This window comes from Paraburkholderia lebeckiae (genome assembly GCF_050436325.1).
GTDB classification, from domain to species: domain Bacteria; phylum Pseudomonadota; class Gammaproteobacteria; order Burkholderiales; family Burkholderiaceae; genus Paraburkholderia; species Paraburkholderia tuberum.
In genome coordinates this window covers 2461313-2480254 of record NZ_JBNDLZ010000002.1, presented here as the reverse complement: position 1 = coordinate 2480254, position 18942 = coordinate 2461313, and the positions used below count along the sequence as shown (strand labels likewise).

15 protein-coding genes and 1 pseudogene are annotated in these 18942 nt (G+C 56.8%); 4 read left to right on the top strand and 12 right to left on the bottom strand.

Annotated elements, in window-relative coordinates; all coding sequences use genetic code 11:
* Nucleotides 1-234: 234 nt before the first annotated feature.
* Both OKW44_RS14620 and OKW44_RS14615 read left to right on the top strand, forming a co-directional pair.
* Nucleotides 235-858 carry a methylated-DNA--[protein]-cysteine S-methyltransferase gene (locus OKW44_RS14620; protein ID WP_018423662.1) on the top strand — a complete coding sequence of 208 codons (624 nt, stop codon included), beginning with the start codon at nucleotides 235-237 and terminating at the stop codon, nucleotides 856-858.
* Nucleotides 859-992: 134 nt separating this feature from the next.
* Complete coding sequence (locus OKW44_RS14615; protein WP_018423663.1) at nucleotides 993-1298, top strand: hypothetical protein; 306 nt, start codon at nucleotides 993-995, stop codon at nucleotides 1296-1298.
* An 8-nt stretch (nucleotides 1299-1306) separates the two neighbouring features.
* Here OKW44_RS14615 and OKW44_RS14610 read toward each other — a convergent pair whose 3' ends face one another.
* The 11 genes from OKW44_RS14610 to OKW44_RS14560 all read right to left on the bottom strand — a co-directional run bounded on the left by OKW44_RS14610 (nucleotide 1307) and on the right by OKW44_RS14560 (nucleotide 15117).
* Nucleotides 1307-2548 (bottom strand): Zn-dependent hydrolase, encoded by a 1242-nt coding sequence (locus tag OKW44_RS14610; protein ID WP_018423664.1) that lies wholly within the window; start codon nucleotides 2546-2548, stop codon nucleotides 1307-1309.
* On the bottom strand, nucleotides 2542-2754 hold the full coding sequence (locus OKW44_RS14605) for a hypothetical protein (protein WP_239499227.1): 213 nt from the start codon (nucleotides 2752-2754) through the stop codon (nucleotides 2542-2544). Before OKW44_RS14605 ends, OKW44_RS14610 begins: the two co-directional genes overlap by 7 nt.
* Nucleotides 2755-2935: 181 nt before the next feature.
* On the bottom strand, nucleotides 2936-3643 hold the full coding sequence (locus OKW44_RS14600; RefSeq protein WP_018423666.1) for a dienelactone hydrolase family protein: 708 nt from the start codon (nucleotides 3641-3643) through the stop codon (nucleotides 2936-2938).
* A gap of 279 nt (nucleotides 3644-3922) precedes the next feature.
* Complete coding sequence (locus OKW44_RS14595) at nucleotides 3923-4462, bottom strand: hypothetical protein (protein ID WP_018423667.1); 540 nt, start codon at nucleotides 4460-4462, stop codon at nucleotides 3923-3925.
* Between the two features lie 410 nt (nucleotides 4463-4872).
* A complete protein-coding gene (locus OKW44_RS14590) occupies nucleotides 4873-5832 on the bottom strand; it encodes a hypothetical protein (protein WP_162634076.1) in 960 nt (319 codons plus the stop codon).
* 58 nt (nucleotides 5833-5890) lie between these two features.
* Entirely contained in the window at nucleotides 5891-6400 is a 510-nt protein-coding gene (locus OKW44_RS14585) for a lysozyme inhibitor LprI family protein (RefSeq protein WP_162634077.1), read from the bottom strand.
* A gap of 400 nt (nucleotides 6401-6800) precedes the next feature.
* Nucleotides 6801-7571: a hypothetical protein gene (locus OKW44_RS14580; RefSeq protein ID WP_018423669.1), complete on the bottom strand. Its 771-nt coding sequence runs from the start codon at nucleotides 7569-7571 to the stop codon at nucleotides 6801-6803.
* Nucleotides 7558-8049 (bottom strand): glycoside hydrolase family 19 protein, encoded by a 492-nt coding sequence (locus OKW44_RS14575; protein ID WP_429410431.1) that lies wholly within the window; start codon nucleotides 8047-8049, stop codon nucleotides 7558-7560. The genes OKW44_RS14580 and OKW44_RS14575 overlap by 14 nt, the downstream gene beginning before the upstream one ends.
* Nucleotides 8050-9166: 1117 nt before the next feature.
* On the bottom strand, nucleotides 9167-9964 hold the full coding sequence (locus tag OKW44_RS14570) for a lysozyme inhibitor LprI family protein (protein ID WP_162634079.1): 798 nt from the start codon (nucleotides 9962-9964) through the stop codon (nucleotides 9167-9169).
* A gap of 45 nt (nucleotides 9965-10009) precedes the next feature.
* Complete coding sequence (locus tag OKW44_RS14565) at nucleotides 10010-10633, bottom strand: DUF8812 domain-containing protein (protein WP_503125023.1); 624 nt, start codon at nucleotides 10631-10633, stop codon at nucleotides 10010-10012.
* Nucleotides 10634-12789: 2156 nt separating this feature from the next.
* A complete protein-coding gene (locus OKW44_RS14560; protein WP_280785267.1) occupies nucleotides 12790-15117 on the bottom strand; it encodes a type VI secretion system Vgr family protein in 2328 nt (775 codons plus the stop codon).
* Nucleotides 15118-15437: 320 nt separating this feature from the next.
* On the opposite strand from OKW44_RS14560, the pseudogene fabG reads away from it, so the two are divergent.
* Nucleotides 15438-15554 (top strand): annotated as a pseudogene (gene fabG / locus OKW44_RS14555) (3-oxoacyl-ACP reductase); the annotation flags it as partial.
* A gap of 210 nt (nucleotides 15555-15764) precedes the next feature.
* Here the strand turns inward: fabG and OKW44_RS14550 are convergent.
* Nucleotides 15765-16937 carry a porin gene (locus tag OKW44_RS14550; RefSeq protein WP_018423671.1) on the bottom strand — a complete coding sequence of 391 codons (1173 nt, stop codon included), beginning with the start codon at nucleotides 16935-16937 and terminating at the stop codon, nucleotides 15765-15767.
* A 383-nt stretch (nucleotides 16938-17320) separates the two neighbouring features.
* Between OKW44_RS14550 and OKW44_RS14545 the strand changes: the two genes are divergently transcribed.
* Complete coding sequence (locus tag OKW44_RS14545; protein ID WP_018423672.1) at nucleotides 17321-18829, top strand: MFS transporter; 1509 nt, start codon at nucleotides 17321-17323, stop codon at nucleotides 18827-18829.
* The last annotated feature ends 113 nt before the right edge of the window (nucleotides 18830-18942 follow it).

Here is an 18942-nt window from a genome sequence, read left to right as displayed (position 1 = left end):
GTCAAAGGCCATCTGGGGTGCTCTGCGGTACAGTGACGTGATCGCTGCGATGGTCAGGCTCGTCGCGGCCGTGTCGAATGCGAATGAGACAGCAATATCTGGAGCGCGTTCAGGCGACACAAGGGACACACTATTGGACAACGGCGCAGCCTTCATGCAGCTTTCCGCGTCCGGTCGAAGAAACGCCTCCGCCTCGCGAACCTTGCGCCTCCACCCTGTCAGGAGCCTGAGAAAGTGACGTACACATACAAGTTGATCGATTCGCCGGTCGGTCAGTTGAAGCTCGTGGCGAAAGGCGAATGCCTTGCCGCGATTCTGTGGGAGCACGACAAGCCGAACCGCGTGCGACTCGGCGAAATGCGCGAAGCGAACGAACTCGCGGTGCTCGTCGAAACCGAGCGGCAATTGCGCGAGTATTTCGCGGGCACGCGTCAGGCCTTCGATCTGCCGCTCGACTTTCAGGGCACCGAGTTCCAGAAGCAGGTCTGGCGCGCGCTGCTCACCATCCCGTTCGGCCAGACCCGCAGCTACTCGGAGATCGCGCAGCAGATCGGCAACCTCAATGCGGTGCGCGCGGTGGGCGCGGCAAACGGCCGGAATCCGATTTCGATCGTCGCGCCGTGTCATCGCGTGATCGGCGCTTCGGGCGAGCTGACCGGATTCGCCGGCGGCCTCGCCAACAAGATGCTGCTGCTTTCGCTGGAGGCGGGGCAGACCTCGCTCGAAGCAGCGGCCGATGACGCGCATCGGCTGGCGCCGAAGCGAAACGCGCCGCAACCGGTCAAGGACGATGCACCCGCGAAACCGGCGCATCGTCCGCCGAGTCGGGGAACGCAGGGTTCGCTGTTCGGCAGCTAAAGCAGGGCACACCCAGCACGACGCGCCACCCATCGGCCGTATTCGCCGATGCTTCGTCTGCGATCAACGCCACCGGCCGCGCATGCAACACCTATCCTTAAGATGCCCTTTGGGGTATCGAACAGGAGGATGACATGCGCATGCTTCTCAACATACAAATACCGAACGAACCGTTCAGCACACTCGTGCGCGAAGGCCGAATCGGCGACCTGATGAGAAAGATCCTCGATGACATGAAACCAGAAGCGATCTACTTCACCGAGCAGCAGGGCAAACGCGGCGCGGTGGCGGTCGTCGAGGTCGCCGATGCATCGGCGATCCCCGCGCTTGCCGAACCGTGGTTCCTGACGCTCGACGCCGACTGCGAGCTGCGCATCGCGATGCTGCCCGAGGATCTGAAGAAAGCCGGACTCGACGCGCTCGGCGACAAGTGGAAATAGCGCGGCCCTCAGGAATGCCCAGCCGATAGCTGCAGCAGCATCGAAGCCGCGGCCGTCGCCGCGACCTGGCAGCCGAGCACGATATGCTCCTCGGCCGTGTCCTCGATAAAGTCGTGACTCACGCCGCCGATGCTCGGCACGAACATCATGCAGGCCGGCATGCAACGCGCGATCACCTGCGCGTCGTGCGCGGCGCCGCTCGGCATGCGCAACCACTGGCCCGGCGCGAGTGCTTCGGCGGCTTGCGCGATGTGCTCCGCGAGCGTAGCGTCCATGCTGACGGGTTCGATCGGCTCGTCGAGCGTCTGCAATTCGACGCTCACCGCGTCGTGCGCGTTGAAATCGCGCACCAGTTCCGCGAGCGCGCGTTCCATGGCCTGAAGCCGTGCCGGGTTCGCATCGCGGAATTGCAGGTACATGTCGGCCGCGCCGGGCACGACGCTCATCGAGCCCGGATCGAGATCGATGCGGCCCACGGTCCAGACGGTATCCGCGTCCACCAGTTGCCCGAACGCGTCGTTCATCCGCGCGATGAACGCGACGAGCGCCGCGCCCGCGTCGCGGCGGATCGCCATTGGCGTCGTGCCCGCGTGATTGCGCTGACCGGTGAAGCGCAGCCGCGATTCGCGCAACCCGACGATCGTCGTGACGACGCCGATCGCTTTGCCGATCGTTTCCAGCCGTCCACCCTGCTCGATATGCGGCTCCAGATACGCGACCTGGCGCCCTGCCTCGAAACGGGCACGCGGCCGGCCCGCCAGTCCAGCGGCCTCGAGTACGTCGGTGAGGCGTTCGCCCTGCCGGTTCGTCGCGCCGCGAATCGAGTCGTCGACCGCCTCGCCGACGAAGCTGCGGCTGCCGAGCAGGCCCGAGAACGTGCCCTCCTCGTCGATCCACGACGCGACGTCGACGGCGAGGTGCCGCGTCGCGTCATGCTCCGCTAGCGCGCGGGCGATTTCGAGTCCGTACATCACGCCCATTGCGCCATCGAGCCAGCCGCCGGTCGGCTGCGTGTCGGTATGCGAACCGATCACGAGCGCGGGCCCGCTATTGCGCGAGCGTCCGAACACGGTGCCGACGCCGTCGATGCGCGCGTCGAGCCCCGCCTCCGTCATCCGGCCGACCAGCCATTCGCGCGCCGCCAGATCGACCGGCGACAGCGCGAGCCGGACCACGCCGGGACCGGTCGCGCCAAAACCGCGCAGCCGTTTGAGGTCGGCCATCAGCCGGTCAGGATCGATCTTCACCACGTTGTCATCTCCATGAATTGATTGCGGATATACGCGTGAAACCCACCCTCCGGCTCGAACAATCGATACAGCGTGGGCCGCGACAGCTGCGACATCGCCAGCACGCTGTCGACCGTCAGATCAGGTTGGCCGGGATTTGCGTCGATATAGCGGCGCGCTGCCGTGAACATCGCGGTGCGTGCCACCGCCTGCGCACTGTCGGTCAAGCCTGTTTCCTTGCCGAACGCCGCCGCCATCGACAACGCAGGTGTGGAGCGCTTCCTGAGCCGCGGGCGCGTCCATCGTGGACAACGTGCGGCACAGTTCGGACGGCCGTATCAAGAAAGCGCCGCGACCGCGGACACTCTGACGAAGCGGACGAGCCGTCCGCTTCCGCCATTCACCAACTCATTTCCAGAGCGTGCGGCCAAAGAACGTCAACGTACGATCCCACGCCTGTTGCGCCCAGACCGGGTCGTATTGCGTCCTCGCGATGCGACCCGACCCGACCGCCGTTTCGTTCGCGAACGCGTGACGCGCCAGATAGCGATGAAACTCGACGTCGACTTTCGCGTCGGTGAGTTTCTTTTCGAGCGCGTCGACGGTGTCGGCGGCGAAGAACTCGTCCTGCAGACCCCAGTGGCCCATCACCGGAACCTTCATCTTCGACGCGTCGATATAGTCGAGCGGCGGGAAGCCATACCAGACGACGCCGGCCGCCACTTCAGGCACGTTGCACAGCGCGAGAAACGTCAGCGCGCCGCCCATGCAATAGCCGGTCAAGCCAACCTTCGCCGCGTGCTGCTGCAAATACTGGACCGCGCCGCGCACGTCCTGCGTTGCGGCATCGGCGAAATCGAGGCCGCTCATCAAGTGGTGCGCCTCATCCTCTTCGACCGTCGACTTGCCGCGATACAGATCGGGCACCAGCGCGAAGTAGCCGGCTTTCGCGAGGCGATCGGCGACGCCGCGAATCTGATCGTTCAAGCCCCACCATTCCTGGATCACGACGACCGCGGGCGCACCCGCGGTTTTTTCAGGCTTCGCGAGATAGCCCTGTAGCTGCTTGCCATCGGGACGGTTGAACGTGATCATCGAACCTGCGTGTTGGGTCATCGGTCGCTCCTCGAGTAGAAGAAACCGCTAGCATAGCGCCACTACCCCGTTTTCTGTTCAATCGGAATCGTGCCAATGCGCGAGCGTGATCCCGCGGAATCTGCGCGTTATGTGAATCGAACGATATGAGGATCAACATAAGAAAATTCGTTAATTGATTCGTCGACGCGAGAGACGCCCGCAGCCGCTTCGTGTTGAAAGCTCTGAGACCTGCCACTTGGGCGGCTTCGGGTACTCGATCTTTGTGAAAACCGGAATAGGCCATGACATTACTTAATTTTATTGATTCTGCCTTAGACTATTCCTAATTGCAGAAGCATTTTTAAACCGGAATTTAACTATCTTCCCCTCCTGTTTTCCATCAAACCCGGAACCATAGAAATTTGATATTTTTTTGTTTTCCGAAAAAACGATCTCCCCGTTTTCATTTTTTTGAGCCTCGTATGCATGTACCTCATAGTAGTCGCCCTCCGTATCGACTCCAGATAGGTAGTATCTCCATTTAACGATCGCAAATAGCACCTGCTTTCCATCTACCTTGTTTTTGAAAATACTAGCTAATTCCGGAAAGGTAAGGCCATCCTGATTGAATATTGAAATCGGAATCGCATCCCCGCCCTTGGGAAGAAGTTGAATCACAAGCTTTTCCGGTACTTGCTCGATATGGCTTATCTCGATCCAATCGGGAACTGAAAGGAAATCAATACGTAGTCTTTCGTTTCCAGACGCATCGACGGGGATGGCTGCGAACGTTGAAACTGACGACAATGCCAGCAAAAAACCTGCAAGTCTTAGAATGGAATAGAATACGTTTCTCATGCCCCAATATCTCTGAATATACCTGCATTCATGGATTCGGTGATAGTTGTCTCTCCGAAGTCCGTAACTGTCAGTATTGCTATTAATTAGCGCCGTAATTGCGTTAGCCTTTGAATCAGCATTGGGTGCAGTTGTTTGATCAGCAATCTCGTAAAGCTTGTGCGAAAGCCAATAATCTACGCCGGACCTCGTTCCGTATTTTGTGGTTGCCAGAAGCTCAGGATTGGCTTCAAAATTCTGAGAATCGGAAGTCCAATATCTCGCATATCCATCAGTAAAGGCTCTGTAACTTCCCCTTCCAATGGTTTGCTTCAGGCCTCTCCCTCGATATTTCTAGCCGTCTCCGCTGGCTACGGTCGGCGCTATTTCCATTTTTCCCAGCATATGCGCGGTTGGCAACAGCTTCGGCATCAGTAAACACGGGATGCAATAAAAAACTCATAAATTTTCCCTGAATTAGCAGAGCGCCATTTTCCTGCGAAAGCATCGTTTGAGCCATATCCTTCAAATACGGCATATTCTTGTTTGGCGCCTGTGCCTTCAGGGGCCGATTCTCGTAAATTCAGTTTGCCATCTGCAAAGCTACCGGTTAGTTTGATTTCTTCATTCTTGCCGATGTAAATATAACTTCCTGTAAAATTGAAACGGTTGTCTGATTGTTGTAGTTCGGCATCAATCCAGAACGTATGGCCGATCCATCCGCCATATCGTCCGAATGCCTCTTTTCCAGATTTGCAATTTTCCACGCAAAGTAATGAACCAGCATCAGGTTCATCTACTCCGGGGAAAAAATACGTTGTGCTCTTATTCGATGCAATTCCATAAACGGGGATATCGACTACTAAACCGTGTTTTTTTGCTGCATCGATGACACAATTCTTGCCCAGACGCAACGAATCAGGCTGATGACCTCCGCCGCAGAGAGCCATTTTTGCAGCATCAAACGGAGACGATTGCCTCTCAGGCTGAACGTCACCTCTGCACTCATAGCCGCTCCAGTACAACTTTGGCGACGTCATGGCAAAGCCCCTCGAAAGGGAGATCACTCGTTCGGCACGTGCCGACCCATGTACATACGTAAGGAGGAGTAGATCCCAGTTACGTGAAGACGTGGTGTTGCTACTTTCAACAATGTAATATTTCCCCGATCTTAGTAGGGAATAGCTATCAGAAACAGTTTGCTTAAATGGCAAATCGAAGATTTTTTCGTGAGATGCAGAATCCCGTAGAAAACCGTCGTCATCAATAGCCATAGCGCAACCAGATTGCGCATCACAAATCGTTATGCCTGGAAGTTGATAAGGCACAGCGGCAGGTGCCGCTACCATAGGCAAAAACGCCAGCACAATCGAGAAGAAAATTTTTCTCATCGCGCTGCCTCAATCCAATTCTTCGAATTTTTGAGCATAAAATACAAATTCGCGTGATCTAATATCGATAGAATACCTGCCTCGCAATGCAATCAGATTTATCTTCATGCACCCGGGCAACAGCCAATTTACAATTGGCTTCGACATACGAGTGCCAGTTTTTATCTTCTTTCTTGGAAAAAATATCTGTTAATTTTGATGTAAATTTTTCCCGCAAACCATTTTCGTAAAGCGTTGGAACTATATCTAACGCCTTATAAAATCCCAGCGCCCCAATTCCGGTATCTAAATATTGAATTTCTTCTGTCCATGCCCTTGTTATCTGATCTAGGCATGTCCATTTATCAATTCCGACCTCCGCACCAGGGGATGTGACGTCATAGGCGCCTTGGCAAGTGGCATCCTTGTATGCGAGCCACTCTTTCTCTGCCTGAACGAGAACTCCCTTGTCAGCAGGAGACAGTTTTGTTGCCAGGTCGTTATAGGCCAAATTTAGGATTCGGTCTGAATATTCGAAATTTGCCCTCGCACATGCTTCAAGCTCTTTGGTGACGTTGCTGGTACACATGAATTGCGATGCCTTCGCACAAAGGGGCGCGAAGGCAAAAATCAGAAGGATTATTATCTTTTTCAAGAGACTAATTCCAGCAATTACAGTTTATCCCAGCCTCAAACGAGACGGCTTCTTTTTCGCGTCCATCCACAAGTCCGCCCTGTCCACTGCCATCCCACAAACTCTTCATTCGCCGTAGTTGCACTGGCACATCCAATAGGTTTTGGGCCTGAACGTCTGCCCGGATCGCACGCATATGCTCTCTGGTTTTCAGATGCGCTTTATCTACCATTCCCGGGCCTCGATTAATAGGTTGCCAAAAATGGCATCGTCAAAATAAAAAAATACCTCATCCCTAATCATTCTCCGTAGTCAAGTTTTGCAATTTAATTACATACCGCCAAATCTTCGCACTTTATCCACTTAAGAATTGCTTTATTTTTTTTGTGAGATATTTTACAAGGTACCAAAGGCCGTCCGCATCATTGAATTCGAGCAGTTGAACCTTGTCGTCTTTGACGAGATACATTTTGGTAATAGAAGTATTCTCAGGTCTTGAGTATAGCCATGCCTTGTTAGCCGTCACTGACGATGTGACTGGGCGACGCTCGGAATAACTCCTTTGATTGGTCACGAGCAGTTTCCCTGACAGTCTCCCATCCTGGTAGACCGAGCGCGTTACCTGATCACAGCCGACGCATCCGTCGCTCAAAACGATCTGGTAAGCACCATTTCTGACCTCATAGACATCTTCATATTGCTTCGAATCGAACTTATACGAGCTGATCAAATGGTTTTTATCGATTTTGTAGTTACAGATATCCTTGCCGTTACCCACAAAATCCAAAGCAGAAAATGTATGCGTCGTTCGATTAAATGAAAAAAAACGAGAACATCCACCGGTGCTTGTTGCCGCCACCTCCTGATTACCATCCTTATAGATATCAACAATAGACATATTTTCATATCCATCATCAATAGCCTTCTTTAGATCAGCAGTCGGAGCAATGTTTTTGCAACCGGATTTCGTGTTGCAAACCTGAATTGCGCCAGCAGTATCAATCGAAAGCACGTTGGCACCCGATTGGTCCGAAAACGCATGGAGCGGCGCCATGACTGCCATGCAGATGAGGCCAGAGACCAGCAGTCTATTTAACTCTGAAAGATTCACTTCAAGCCCCCTCATTCTTGATCTTGTCAAACAACGCCTGACGCTCCGGTAATCCGTTGTGTCCACCGTTGACGGCGAGCGTAATCATGGCAACATTGTTATTCTCATGCTCAATGAGAATGTTGATGTCACCGTTCGCGCCGTACTTTTTCGTAATCCCTCCCTTGTGGCGCCAGAACCAGCAAGATGCATCAATCGCGTTCTCCATATCGGATGCAACAAGGTCGGGATTTGAAACAAAGTCAATCCCCCTATACATGGAATACATTTTGTACGTATTTTTCCACGTTAGCTGGATCGGACCCTTTCCTTTGTATTTGGGGCCGTCACCCATCGTCGTATTTCCGTTCTTGATGGCACCCTGATGCACTCCAGGATTGTATCCATCGCCCGAAGCGAACTCGATAGTCGTTTCAAATCGCGCAGATTCATGAAAGCATTGAGAGAGGAAGTGCGCTTTCTGATAGCAATCAATGATATTGTATGACTTCATTTTGCTGTTCAGCAGCGAAACAAACCTCTCTTTGTCGTATTTGTAGATGTTCGGGTATTTTTCAGGAAAGTGGAGTTGAAACGATGCTGTGCCGCCCTTTCCCGTAAACCAGTCCCCGGTCTTACCCAGTATCTTTTCCAGAAATCCAACCGTGATTGCACAACTTTCGGAACGAGTGAAATTCGCAACCAGGGCAACCGGATGAATGTGATTGGCTACCGGACTAGAGGGGAACCCGTCAACCTTGCCCTTGACCGAATCCCACCACTGAAGCTTCCTGATGCGCTCCAGTTCGCATTTCCAGTTCTCCGCCGCATTACGCATCAGTGGGGTAAGCGCTTCCCAACGGCTCACGCCACCGCCCCATTCGCTTTCGTATTTCAGGATGACGTGTCCCAAGTCACTTGCCAGCCACCGGCGTCCAAGCGCCTGCCGTAACTTGACCGCAGTCACAATCACACTACCGTCCTTGCCCAGATCGTCCTTCGTCGCACCAGACGAAGGCAAACGACTTACAGTCTGCTCGAGCTTCGACAATAGAGCGCTATTGCCGACGGCCTCCGTGGAGGGCGCGAATGCCTTCTGTTCTTTAGGGTTCGCCGAGCCGGTAACCGACAGGTTTCGCTTGAAAGCGTCAGTGAGATTAATGCCCGTTGCGTCGACGATTTCAAAGCCCGGCCATGCCCACGGACTCTCCCAATGCGTGCCAGGGTGATTTCCGCTACCGTCAGATTGCTTCCCGCCACAAACCCAACCCGTGGCCGCCTGCCCCGAACCCGTACCGACTTCGAGGCGCCACCAGGTTACTCCCTTGTCGTCGACCGCGACGTTTCCGTCACCGAGCGAATTCAGTTCCGCGCGCGGATAAGCCACGAGATCCGAGTTGACCGGTGAGCTGGCTTGACTCAATTGCAACGGAAACGATTTCCACGCAGATATTCCGTTCGGGGAACCGGGCTGGTTCAATCCGGAACGCGCAATCCAGACTGGTCCCTGGTATTGTTGTGCATGGCCTCCCGGACCCGGAATCCACGGCTGGACCTGTCACTTGCGACTGAATCGTTGTTTGGACTGCAAAGTTGAACTTTGCCAATCCAATCCAAGATGAATTATCACGTCATTGATAAATGTTTGACAAGTCATCCAAGCGCTTTCTCATTGAGGAAACGAGACAGTTCCTGTCTTCGCCGCATTTATTGCGTTTCGCAAGCCATGCTTTTTGTTCGAGCGTGAGCGGGCGGGAGTCGTTGCCGGCATCACGATATTGGGACAGAGCAAGTTTATATGCCTGCGATACGCTTCTATCAAAAGCTGACAATTCAATCGAAGTGCATATCTCGCTCTCGGCTTTGGTGTTTGACTTTGAACAGTCAAAGGAAGGGTTGGGCTTTTGATCGTCTGCGAGTCGATGCATGACGAGGATGGTCTCGTCGCGCCATCTCAATAGAACTTGATCGGTATTCGAAAGAAATAGCCAAGAGCCTCGCACTCCATTATCTAAACCAAGATCTTTATTCCACAGATCGCCATTGCAGTAAACCCGCATGGCTTGGGTATTGTTGTTTTGTCCAAGGCCAAGACGGTAGTCTGCTGCTGCCGCACTTTTGGGTGGGTATCCATACCCACCCATGCTCTTGTTTATCAGTTCATCGAGCCGCATGGGAGCGGCCTTAACACTTGGCGTGACACACTCGGAGTCATCTGGAGTGTCATTCGTAATATTATTTGATGTGAATGTAAACAGCCGTCCAACAAGACGCGGATCATTCCATGCGTAGAATGGAGTGCGCGGTGACTGGGTATTTGTGTGCACCTCTGTGACCTGCCATTTTCCCTTGATAGTGTCGGGTAACTCATTCGAGAAAACTGGAATTGCCCAAAGTAGCAAAGAAAAAATAGAAAGTAGATATCTCATTCCTAACGCCCCTTTCGAAGTCACGTTGCTCAAGTGCATTCGCACTTATCTCGGTGGGAGCGGTTGGCCATTAAATTCATACCGGTTATTCATGTAGAGGTTCACCTCATCCGACCGCCTATTTGTGAGTCCCGGCATCACAACGCCGCCGGATGTATTTCCCTCTCTGATCTTTGCCATTGCGCTATCGACATGTCCGTTATTTATGAAATTGGTAACGCTTCCCCATCTTGCGGCAGGATTGTAAGCAAAGCTCACAAGCGCATCGAACTGATTTTGACTTAGTGGAATCTTGATTGCTTTGCGCACCATATTTTCGTAGAACGGAACGGTGTGACGCAGTAACTGTACTTGTTGGTCATTGCTCAAATTAACGAGACTGAGATTCGCGTTGACAAATGTATGTGCGGCACTTCCCTGCAACCCCGCCCCATTGGCAATCGCTTGTGCTGTTGCGTCAGGAAGTCCAATGGACTTCATGTCAAATGCGATCGAACTAGCCGATCTCTCTTTCATGTCATATCCCGCGCCTAGTGTTACACCACTAGCACCACCGGGCCAATGAAGGTGATTGGTCGTGCCTGCCAGCGCTTCGTGGGAGAAAATAAAATATATTCCATCATCCGAGATCGAACTCACGCCGGCGCTTCGAACGAAATTGCCAATCATAGCCACAGGGTGCATGTGATTCACCACAGGACTAGACGGGAACTCATCCACCTTGCCCTTGACGGAATCCCACCACTGAAGCTTCCTGATGCGCTCCAGTTCGCATTTCCAGTTCTCCGCCGCATTACGCATCAGTGGGGTAAGCGCTTCCCAACGGCTCACGCCACCGCCCCATTCGCTTTCGTATTTCAGGATGACGTGTCCCAAGTCACTTGCCAGCCACCGGCGTCCAAGCGCCTGCCGTAACTTGACCGCAGTCACAATCACACTACCGTCCTTGCCCAGATCGTCCTTCGTCGCACCAGACGAAGGCAAACGACTTACAGTCTGCTCGAGCTTCGACAATAGAGCGCTATTGCCGACGGCCTCCGTGGAGGGCGCGAATGCCTTCTGTTCTTTAGGGTTCGCCGAGCCGGTAACCGACAGGTTTCGCTTGAAAGCGTCAGTGAGATTAATGCCCGTTGCGTCGACGATTTCAAAGCCCGGCCATGCCCACGGACTCTCCCAATGCGTGCCAGGGTGATTTCCGCTACCGTCAGATTGCTTCCCGCCACAAACCCAACCCGTGGCCGCCTGCCCCGAACCCGTACCGACTTCGAGGCGCCACCAGGTTACTCCCTTGTCGTCGACCGCGACGTTTCCGTCACCGAGCGAATTCAGTTCCGCGCGCGGATAAGCCACGAGATCCGAGTTGACCGGTGAGCTGGCTTGACTCAATTGCAACGGAAACGATTTCCACGCAGATATTCCGTTCGGGGAACCGGGCTGGTTCAATCCGGAACGCGCAATCCAGACTGGTCCCTGGTATTGTTGTGCATGACCTCCCGGACCCGGAATCCACGGCTGGACCTGTACCCAGGGCCCAGTTTTCGGACTGTTAGGGGTAAGCGTGAGTTTGGCAAGTTGCGCCGCGTCGCCGAGTTTGACGTCAGCGCCGACTGGCTTTGCGATGAGCTTCGCACCTGCCTGGATAACGAAAATGGTTTTGTCACCTTGGGGCAGCTCCGCAGCCCGCGCCCGGCTTTTCTCGATGAACGCCTTTAGCGTTTCGTCGGCGAAAACCTCCAGATGCAGCAACTGCCGACTCGGGACCGGCGGCAGAGGCGTTGAGGTTTCGTAGTCGATATATTCTCCAAGCTGCCCCAACAATGTCCCCGCACTCACGTGGATGGAGTGGTCCGACGGGGGAATAACCACGGTGCCGACACCCGTCGGCTCCTTTACGGCCTGCTGATCGTGCAGATAGACCCACCCCCAGTCTCCTTCGGATGTCAGTGGTGTTTCAGTCTCTTTGACGACGTCGGGGACGGGACCCTCCCCGGGCGCAGCCTTCGCCCTGACGCCATCTGGAACCAGCCATGGCGCTTGCGGTCCGTCTTCCCAGCCGAAATAATCACCGCTCTGAGGAGCAACCATCGTCCCCGATGTAATCGCCTTGATATGCCCCCACGGACCGCGCGTTTCGCCGACGGTGATTTCACTTCCTTCTGGTAAAAAGCCGACATATTGCCCAAGGGTGAACCTGTTTTTCTTGCCTGCCGTCGGCGCCGTGTATACGAGCGCACCGGACGCGCCACCTCCAACCTGCGTGTCCTTCGCCCCAATGCGGAATGCCGTCACACCAGGCCACCAGCCCGGGCGATCAAGTTTGCCGTCCGCCAGATAGGTGCTCCAGTCCGCCATGTGCATATAGAGGCTGAAGAATGTCAGCGTCTCGTCGGCTGGTTGTGCGGTGGTACTTCCAGGCGCTGCAGGCATTGTCATTTTGTGCCGGACCAGCACAAAGCCTGTCGAGTACAGAGCCCAGTCCCGCGTCTGCGTGAACTGCAGATGCGGGTACGTATCGTCGAGCTTGTAGGCAACGATATCGCCGTCGGCAATGACCCGCACGCCCTTGGACTGGTCTACGCGTGACGCAGAAGCCGGACCAAAGTGAACGCCGCCGTGCGGAAAGCCATTTACACCAAGCGGGAAAAAACCATCGCTCATGGCTCCCAGCGCGCCGTAGAAAATCTGCGGATCGGTGATTTCCTTGCCATCCTTCGCTGGAAAAGGATATCGCCATGTCAGTGACGAAGCAGACGGTGTATTTGCCGGATTGTTCTGCGGCGCCCGCGGATGGTTTTGTGGAGAGGCCATTTGCAGATCGAATGAGTTTAGCCAGAAAACCTGGAGCCATGCCCGGTCAGGTCGGGGAGGTCATTTGCCGTGGGCAGCTTTGGGGAAATCTGCATCGACGCCGCACCCTTCTTCTGGATCGTGATGACCTTGAAGAACAGGTCGGCAGGACCACCGAGCGTGACATTGCCGTCCTTGAGCTGGATGAACGCACCGTCGCATTCGAGAACGAGTTCGTTCTTTGCGCTGATGCGTACCGTACCGTTCACGCTCGACACCGACACGTCCTGATCGGCAAGCAGTGACATTGCATCGCTCTGGGCCTGAATCTCGACCGGGCCCTTCGCTGCAAAGATCTTGATACCGAGCTTCTGCGCGAACAGCGAAATCTTCTCGCCGGCCACAACCGTGAACCGCTTCACCACGCTCCAGTCGGCGTTCTTTCCGGCAACAGCCGAGATGTTGTCCTTTGCTGCGAACTGCAGACCCTGCCCCGTGACGAGCGCCGCGGAGGCCGGGGTACTCATCAGGAGCCCCGGTTCCTTCAGCCCGTCGAGATCGCTTTTGACCTGCTGCTGCGCATCGGTGTCTGCAGGCTCGGCCTTCGCGCTGGTGGCGGATGCTGCCAGCGCCCTTGCAGTCGCCAGCGCGCTTTCGAGTTGCGCAATGGTCTCCTGCATGTCGAGCTGATTGCCTGTCGCGCCCGGGCGATCGTACGCCGTCAGATGCAGACCCTTACCTGCGCGCTCGACCCCGTAACCCGATGTCCGGAGCTCGTAGCCTTCACCCCGGCATTCGAGTTTCTGGTTCACGAGATAGCCAAGGTTCAGCTGTGACTTTCCGGAATGCTCCGTGCTCAGCTTGATGCCTTCCTGGCCCTCCCAGTCCTCCATGCGCAGCTTGTTGTTCTTCTGCGTGCGGATCGTATTGCGCGACAGCCAGCGCCGGTCGTTCGTGATGAGGTCGCGGGCCTGACTGTGGTGGTGGAAGGCCGTAATTTCTGGCTTGTCCGGATCCCCATCCCTGAAGGAAATCACGGCTTCGTCATTATCCAGCGCGACGAAATGCATGCCGGTCTGCAGCTTCCCGGCGAAGGGTTTTGCCATGCGCAGTGGCACACTCTCACCGCCCTTCGGCCAGTCCGCAAAATCCACGTCGAAACGCACCACGTAATAGCCGACAGAATTCAGGTAGCCGTATGTGTACTTGTCCGGGCTGCAAATTCGCGCTGAAAGTGTGCCGGCGATCTTGGGCCAGGTGTCTGGCTTCAGTTCAAGACGGAAACGCCGGTCGGCCGGGATGGCCTTGTAGCTGTTTGTATAGGGCTTGTCGCGTGCGCCGCTGTGGGTGATCTCGGTGACCACCTGGCCTTTCGGCGCATCGGGCAGAGCAACATCCGTCTCCAGGACACGCGCGCATTGAAGCGAGAGCACGGTGCTCTCGCCTTCATACACGATCTGGCGGGCGAGCGCCGCTTCGTGGCGCAACTGTGCTTCCCACTTTGCGCCGTCCTGGTCGAGGTGGTTCGTACCGTAAATGTACGGCTGCCCGTAGGTGGTGGGATCGTCTGGCGCAACGTTCGCTTCATCCCGAAAACGCTCCCAGGCGCTCTCAGGGTTATAGTCCGCGACGACGAACGACTGCGGCACCGTCTCCGTATGCGTCCTGATCGACGTGACGGCCTCTACTCCACCCGCTTCGAGACCCGCCGCTTCACGGTACGGCACGATGAGTCGCGGGTCGTAGATGTAATGGTCGATGTCGTCGCCAAACACCATCTGATCGCCGTACTCGGTCTCAACAATATAGAAGTAGATGCCCGACTTCTGCATAAGCATCTGCAGCCAGGCCAGATCATTGATCCTGTACTGGAAACGGAAAAGTTGCTTGAGGTACTGTTTCCGCAGGCGGAAAGAGAACTGGTGTTCGCGCAGACCATGACGTCGCAGGATCGCCGCCATGATTTCCGGTATCGTCTGATGCTGGTAGATCTGCGTGTTGTCGACTGCGGCAAGCCGTCCGATGTGGGATTTCAGGTAAAACTCATATTTCCTGAAATCCTTTGTCGTCTGTATTGTCGAGAAGCGCTCGATGTATCCCGAAAAGATCTTCGGCACGCCATCGTCTGGCACGATCCTGAAGACCGCATCCCGGCCCAGGTAGTCGGTGCGTGCAAGCTGGCCCGGATGGGTCACCACGATGCGCACAAGGTTGGGTTCGCCCATTTTTTCGGACGCGTCAAATGACACGACCGAGAGCTGCGCCGCACTGTCAGTCCCCGGCACATCCAGGAAATACGCCTGACGTCCTGGTGTCGCCGTCAGATCCGATACAACCTTCCTCGCTTCGTCATACAGGCTTGCCATGTTCGCTTATTCCTCACCTGATCAGCAGTACGTCGGAACTGCTACGCATGAAATACGATCGCATAACCAATGGGTATTTGGGGTGAGTACATTACGCGCCTTCGATCTGCCAGTGAAGCATTGCTTGTGTCCACATGAAACGTTTGTTGCTTTCAATCAGCCACTGACAATTGTTGACCTTTAAGGCTGTTTTTGAGATGTATTGCGTGCTAAACATCACCGGTTAAGCGAAGCCGGGATATCAGTTATTGAACGATGAGCGCAAGCTTCCAGAACAGCATCCAGCGAGACCAGAAGACCACGACACCCGACTCGTTCACACCGTCAATTGCGTCGCGCCGGGGCTGATCGAGACCGGCATGCTCGAACAGATGACGCTCGATCACGCGCTGAAGACCGTGCCGATGAACCGCGTCGGCCAGCCGGCCGAGGTCGCTTTCTCATTGAGGAGAGGAGACAGTCTCTCAGGCTCTGGCAGTCATCTTCGGATGTCAGAATCTTTAGGCCGACACATTGTGTCGGCTTTTTTACTCGTGACGCTTTTGCAATTCCGACTCGCGCGACATGTGATTTCGCACCCGCATTCAAGCGCTTTTATCCAATGGGTGAATTGACTCGGCTGAAAGCTTGACGTATTGCGATGCGCGCTAGAACCGCTCTATCACACCGAATTGGACGCCCGCGACCGGCGCGCCCGGATAGGCAACGGGCAGCCCGGTCACGTTGACGCCGCGCAGCGTGAAGCGCGAGTCGTCGCGATTCGCGAGATAGGCGGCGCTGAAATATAGCAGCAGCGTCGGCGACATGCTGTATTCGAATGCCGCGCTGAACTGGTCCGCGCTGCCGCCAGGCGTCGTGTAGTCGCGCACGTGCGCATAGCCGAGCGAGGCACGCGCAGTGGTCGAAAAACTGTACTGCGCCGACAGCGAGCCGCCCGCGCCGTGATAGGCCGGTGTGCCGCCATCGCCGTTGAAAAAGGACAGCCACACGCGCAGCTTGCCGAAGGCGTAGTTCGCGCCGCCGAGGTTCGCGCGCAGCGCGCCGGCGCCGTGCGTCTGCTGGCGCGCGTACAGCAGATGCAGGTGGTCGAGCCGATACGACGCGGTCACGTAATAACCGTCGATGCCGTTGCCGTCGGCCTCGGACGGATCGCGCGTCGCCATCATCAGCGTCGCACTGAAGCCAGCGATGCGCGGCGACAGATACGCAACCGCGTTGTTCGCATACGGCGTGATCTTCGACAGATTGTTGAGCCCTGAGGCGATCGTGCCGGCGCCGAACGCGTCGAGATCGCCCTTGAACGGGATATAGATCGGCGAATACTGACGGCCGACGCGCAGTTCGCCCCAGCTGCCGCTCGCGCCGATCCATGCCTGACGATTGAAGATCGAGCCGGGCACCTGCAAGCTGCCGTCGGTCGAACTGAAGCCGTTTTCGAGCGTGAACACGATCGCGTTGCCGCCCCCGAGCGGCTCTGCGCCATGCAGCCCGACCCGCGAGCCGCGATACGCGCCGGAGTCCATGCGCGCGACCCAGCCCGAACCGGGGTCGGTGATTTCGACGCTCGTATCGATCACGCCATACAGCGAGACGAAGCCGGTGTTGATTCCTGAGGCGGCGCCGGTGCCGGTATCGATGTCGGTGACGGCGGCTGCGCCGTGCGCATAGAGCAGAAGCGCGCCACCTCCCCAAACCGCTCTCGCGCCGACGCTGATCGTCAAGGCTTCGCGGACTGTGTTCAGCAGGAAAGCCATGGCGTGACGCAGGATGAGTTCCTCCTCGAACACATCGATCGGATATTCCGCGAGCGAACTTACCACGTTCGGGCGAACCCGTGCGGGCCGTCCAGTACGCTCGCGCACATCCCAACGATGCAAGCGCGCGCCAGCATCCGCGACTGGAGAACGGCAATGCAGGAGTCGCCGCGGCCCGTGTGCGGCGCCGTGCCCGGGGCACCGCCTTTTTTCCCGCGCCGTGTGGTTTTTCGTGCGACGAATGATTTTGACCAAGGGGAAACCCGTATAATCCCCGAGACGTCAGACAACTTGCGCACAATCGCCGGGAGCCTGACCGCGATCCGCCGTGCAGCGTCCACCCCGAACCGCCTTCTGCCCGATCCGTGAATTCCACCGCCCCCGCCAGTTCCGCCGCCGCCAGTTCCGCCGCCGCCCCCGCCCTGCCGTTTCGCCACGCGCTTTACGCGATGCTCGGCATCGGCCTCGTCAACATGCTGGTCGCGCTCGACCAGACCGTCGTCAGCACCGCGCTGCCGTCGATCGTCGCCGAGCTGCACGGCTTCGAATATTTTGCGTGGATCGCAAGCGCGTACCTGCTCGCCTCGGTCGTCACGGTGCCGGTGTTCGGGCGGCTCGGCGACTACTTCGGCCGCAAGCGCTTCGTGATCGCCGCGGTGATCACGTTCACGGTCGCGTCCGTGTTGTGCGGCCTCGCCAACAGCATGCTGTTTCTCGCGATCGCGCGCGGACTGCAAGGCGTCGGCGGCGGCATGATGGTCGGCACCGCGTTCGCGTCGATTCCCGATCTGTTCCCCGACCCGCGCACCCGCGTGCGCTGGCAGGTCGTGCTGGCCGCGGCCTACGGCATTGGTACGGCGGCCGGCCCGTCGCTCGGCGGCTGGATGAGCGAGCACCTCGGCTGGCGCTCGACGTTTCTCGTCAATCTGCCGGTTGGCGCGGCGGCGCTCTATTTCATCTGGATGCATCTGCCGAATTTCCGGCGGCCGCATGACGGCGAAGTAAAGATCGACTGGCTCGGCGCGGGGCTCGTCGCGTGCGTGCTCGGCGGCTTGCAGGCGTTTATCGAAGCGGTGCCGAAGCACGGCCTCACCGTGGGCAATCTCGTGCTCGGCGCGTGCGTGATTGCCGGCGCGATCGCACTCTTCAGGTGCGAAAAGCGCGCCACCCATCCGATCGTTCCGCTCGATCTGTTCAAGGACGCGCAGCTCGTCACGCTATTCACACTCGGCATGCTGTCCGGATTCGTGATGTTCTCGCTGATCTTCTTCGCGCCTTTGCTGCTGCAAGGCGGCTTCGGTCTCTCGCCGCAGCAGGCCGGCCTGCTCGCGACGCCGATCGCCGCGTGCATCGCGCTCGGTAGTGTGGTGAACACGCGCATCGTGATTCACATGAAGAAGCCCACGCGGATTCTGACGATCGGTTTCGGGCTGCTGATGTTCGCGTCGATCGCGCTCGCGTTCGCCAATCCGGACACGCCGCACTGGCGCATCGTGCTGCCGATGGGCGCGGTCGGCATCGGCCTAGGCTTCATCCTGAACAACCTGAACGTGTTCGGCCAGGAGATCGCCGGACGCGAGCGCTTCGGCATCACGACCGCGCTATTGCAATCGACGCGCATGGTCGGCGGCATGCTCGGCACCAGCATCGTCGCGACTGTCGTGCAGCATCACTATCGCAATGTCGTCACGCGCACGATCAGCGTGCTCGGAGAGCCGGCCTCATCGCAATGGCGGCCGCGTTTCGTCGATCTGCGCATCCTGATCGACGACGCGTCGCGCACTCAGTTGATGGCGGATATGAAGACCTCGGGACTCAATACGCTCGCGCTGATCGACAGCGCACGCGACGCGCTCGTGCAGTCGATTCATATCGGCGTGTGGCTGACGGCGGTGGCATCGCTCGCGGCCGCGCTGCTGGTGCAGCGGATTTCGCATGTGGTGTTTCGCAAGAGCTGACAAGTGGCCCGATGATGGCCGCCGACATCCGCGGTGCGGCTATCTCGCACCGTGCAATGCAAGCCTGGTGAACCGCACCTTTCGTGCAGCCCGCCAGGGCTTTTGATTGAGTT

Coding starts and splice junctions, on each gene's coding strand:
- OKW44_RS14615 (WP_018423663.1), top strand. CDS start 993: ATGCGCATGCTTCTCAACATACAAATACCGAACGAACCGTTCAGCACA.
- OKW44_RS14600 (WP_018423666.1), bottom strand. CDS start 3,643: ATGACCCAACACGCAGGTTCGATGATCACGTTCAACCGTCCCGATGGC.
- OKW44_RS14595 (WP_018423667.1), bottom strand. CDS start 4,462: ATGAGAAACGTATTCTATTCCATTCTAAGACTTGCAGGTTTTTTGCTG.
- OKW44_RS14590 (WP_162634076.1), bottom strand. CDS start 5,832: ATGAGAAAAATTTTCTTCTCGATTGTGCTGGCGTTTTTGCCTATGGTA.
- OKW44_RS14585 (WP_162634077.1), bottom strand. CDS start 6,400: ATGTGTACCAGCAACGTCACCAAAGAGCTTGAAGCATGTGCGAGGGCA.
- OKW44_RS14580 (WP_018423669.1), bottom strand. CDS start 7,571: ATGAGGGGGCTTGAAGTGAATCTTTCAGAGTTAAATAGACTGCTGGTC.
- OKW44_RS14575 (WP_429410431.1), bottom strand. CDS start 8,049: ATGAAGTCATACAATATCATTGATTGCTATCAGAAAGCGCACTTCCTC.
- OKW44_RS14570 (WP_162634079.1), bottom strand. CDS start 9,964: ATGAGATATCTACTTTCTATTTTTTCTTTGCTACTTTGGGCAATTCCA.
- OKW44_RS14565 (WP_503125023.1), bottom strand. CDS start 10,633: ATGATTGGCAATTTCGTTCGAAGCGCCGGCGTGAGTTCGATCTCGGAT.
- OKW44_RS14560 (WP_280785267.1), bottom strand. CDS start 15,117: ATGGCAAGCCTGTATGACGAAGCGAGGAAGGTTGTATCGGATCTGACG.
- OKW44_RS14545 (WP_018423672.1), top strand. CDS start 17,321: ATGCTCGGCATCGGCCTCGTCAACATGCTGGTCGCGCTCGACCAGACC.